General features: G+C 63.1%; 1 protein-coding gene. It reads left to right on the top strand.

Annotated elements, in window-relative coordinates; genetic code table 11:
* On the top strand, positions 1 to 428 hold a 428-nt coding region (locus RTCK_RS07970; RefSeq protein WP_185927946.1), incomplete at both ends, for a transposase.

The raw sequence follows: 428 nt of genomic DNA, 5'->3' as shown, positions 1-428 counted from the left end.
AAAAAAGACGGCGCATGCCTCAGAGCAGCAGCGTCCCGATGTCTTGCGTCGCCGCATAGCCTGGTTCGACGGCCAGATCGATCTCGATCCCGAGAGGCTCATCTTCATCGACGAGACCGCGGCATCCACGAAGATGGCGCGGTTGCGAGGACGAGCGCCATGTGGCGAGCGATGCCGGGCGCCCATTCCACACGGACATTGGAAGACCACCACCTTTACCGCAGGCCTGCGACTATCTGGCATGGCGGCGCCGATGCTGCTCGATGGGCCAATGAACGGACCAGCCTTCCTCGCCTATGCCGAGCAGGTTCTCGCACCCGAACTGCGCCCCGGCGACATCGTCGTCATGGATAACCTGCCCGCCCACAAGATCAGCGGCGTGCGCGACGCCATCGAAAAAGTTGGAGCACGGCTCCTGTTCCTCCCAC

It is taken from the genome of Pseudorhizobium endolithicum, assembly GCF_902153245.2.
Lineage (GTDB): Bacteria > Pseudomonadota > Alphaproteobacteria > Rhizobiales > Rhizobiaceae > Neorhizobium > Neorhizobium endolithicum.
This window is presented reverse-complemented; position numbering and strand designations above follow the sequence as displayed.